Origin of the sequence: Sulfuricaulis sp. (genome assembly GCF_049587675.1) — a bacterium.
Taxonomy (GTDB): domain Bacteria; phylum Pseudomonadota; class Gammaproteobacteria; order Acidiferrobacterales; family Sulfurifustaceae; genus Sulfuricaulis.
This window is the reverse complement of record NZ_JBAVEJ010000287.1, coordinates 1-2,147: the sequence shown is the minus strand read 5'-3', so window position 1 is coordinate 2,147 and position 2,147 is coordinate 1. Positions and strand designations below refer to the sequence as shown.

2 protein-coding genes are annotated in these 2,147 nt (G+C 66.2%); one reads left to right on the top strand and one right to left on the bottom strand.

Annotated elements, in window-relative coordinates:
* The coding region (gene rtcA, locus WB402_RS14620; RefSeq protein WP_424209121.1) for an RNA 3'-terminal phosphate cyclase at positions 1 to 909 on the top strand (909 nt) is incomplete at its 5' end.
* A 23-nt stretch (positions 910 to 932) separates the two neighbouring features.
* Here the strand turns inward: rtcA and WB402_RS14615 are convergent.
* Positions 933 to 2,147: HD-GYP domain-containing protein (locus WB402_RS14615; protein WP_424209119.1), on the bottom strand; the 1,215-nt coding region annotated here is incomplete at its 5' end.

The window sequence follows — 2,147 nt, the reverse complement described above, 5'->3', positions numbered from 1 at the left end:
CCACCGGGCCTCGCGCCGCAGCATCTCACCGCGGTCAAGGCGGTCGCGGCCTTGTGCGACGCCCGGGTCGAAGGTCTCGAGTTGCGGTCAGAGGAGCTGGTCTTTCACCCGGGCAAGTTGCGCGGCGGGGAATTCCGTTTCGACGTGGGCACCGCCGGCAGCATCACGCTGGTGCTGCAGGCCTTGCTGCCCGTGGCGCTCGTCGCTAATGCATCGGTGCACATTCACCTGAGCGGCGGCACGGATGTGCTCGCGGCACCGCCGCTGGATTATCTGCGGTTCGTGCTGCTGCCACTACTGACGCGCATGGGCGCGAATGTGGAACTCAGCCTGCTGCGGCGTGGCTACTATCCGCGTGGCGGCGGGGAGGTGATGGTGGCGGTGTGGCCGGGCCGCCTCCAGGGCCTGTGCATCGAGACGCCGGGAACGGTGCAGGAGATTCACGGCCTCGCCCACGTGTCGAATTTGCCGGCGCATGTTGTCGAGCGCATGCAGCACACGGTGCGGCAGATGCTCGCCGACATGGCCCGGGTCTCGATCGAGCCGCAGATACTGGGTCGGGATCAGGCGATCGGGCAGGGCGGGGCCATCGTGCTGTGGGCGCGCATGGCGCACACGCTGCTCGGCGGCTCCGAAGTGGCGCAACGCGGAGTGCCCGCGGAGCGTATCGCCGGAACCGCGGCACAGGCGCTGCGCGAAGAGATTACCACCGGCGCCACGCTCGACATCCACGCCTCCGATCAGATTCTGATTTATGGCGCGCTGGCACAGGGACCGTCGTGTTTTCTGGCGCGTACGCTCTCGTCGCATGCGCAGACTGCGCTCTGGCTGTTGCAGCAGTTCTTACCGCTGCGCGTGACCACCCGTGCGGCGGGAATGTGTACACGGGTGGACGTGGAGCCCGGCTGACAGCGGAGTGGGCTGATTTGGTATCAGTAGCGCAGGGTATCCAGTCCGCCGACGAAAAACCGGCTCACGAGCGCGCGCACTTCCTCGCGCAGCCTGTCATCATCGCGCCCGCAGTAGCGGTCATACAGCTCACGCGCGATCGCACCGAAGCGGTCGAGCAGCGCCGGGTCGAAGTGCTGGCCGCGGCCGGAGTCGAGGATCTGCATGGTTTCGTCGAACGACATTGGTTCCTTGTAGGGGCGGCGCGAGGTTAGGGCATCGAATACATCGGCAATGGCGAAAATCCGCGACTCAATCGGGATCGCCTCTCCGGCAATCTGCTTCGGGTAGCCGCTGCCGTCGAACTTCTCGTGGTGGCTGGCGACCACGTCCTCGGCATCGGCCAGCCAGCGGCTGCGATGCACGATGTCGAGCCCGTGATCAACGTGGGCTTGCATGACGCGGAATTCCTCGGCGTCCAGCCGCGCCGGCTTGTGCAGGATATGGTCGCGTATGCCGATCTTGCCAACGTCGTGCAGAAACGCGCCCTTGATCAGCCCGCGCACTCGATTGTCATCAAGCCCGGCGGCCTCGGCGAGCCGCAGCGAGTAGAGCGTGACGCGGTAGTTGTGGGCATCGGTGTCGCTGTCGCGCTTGGCAATGGCACTGCCCAGCACCTCAAGCGTCTCCAGGTTCGAGGCCAGCAGGCTCTCCGAATAGCGCGCCACCCGACGCATGAGCGTGAGGATCACTGGGTACAGCAACAGTGCGGTCGCGAGTACGATCAGACTGACATACAGTGCAGTCTGCAGTGCCGTGTGCCGTACCTGCGCCACGGCTTCATCCGACACCCGGAACAGCCCCTCGGCATAAGCGGCCAGCGCCCCGTGCCGGTCGATCACCGGCACCACGATATGAATGTACGGGTGCCCGGCGATATCGACGTTCTGCTGCCACACCTCGGCGCCCGGAAACCGCTGCGTGCCGGCGGCGATGATGCGCGTAAGAGCGGCGGCATCGGTGTCGATCGGTTTGACGCGCACGCCGAGCGCGCCGCCGCGGGTGTCGTAGAAACGCGTATACGCGAACTGCCCGTAACGCCGGTCGGGCGGCTGGTCCGGTTGGGCGTCGAGCGCTTGTTGTACTGCCGTGCGCACGTCGAGCGTCGTGGTGTCGAGCAGCCGGCGCACGTCGATCCGGATCCGCTCGATGCCGTTGCGTGCAGTCAGCACCACTGCATCCCCGATGCGCTCGTAGCC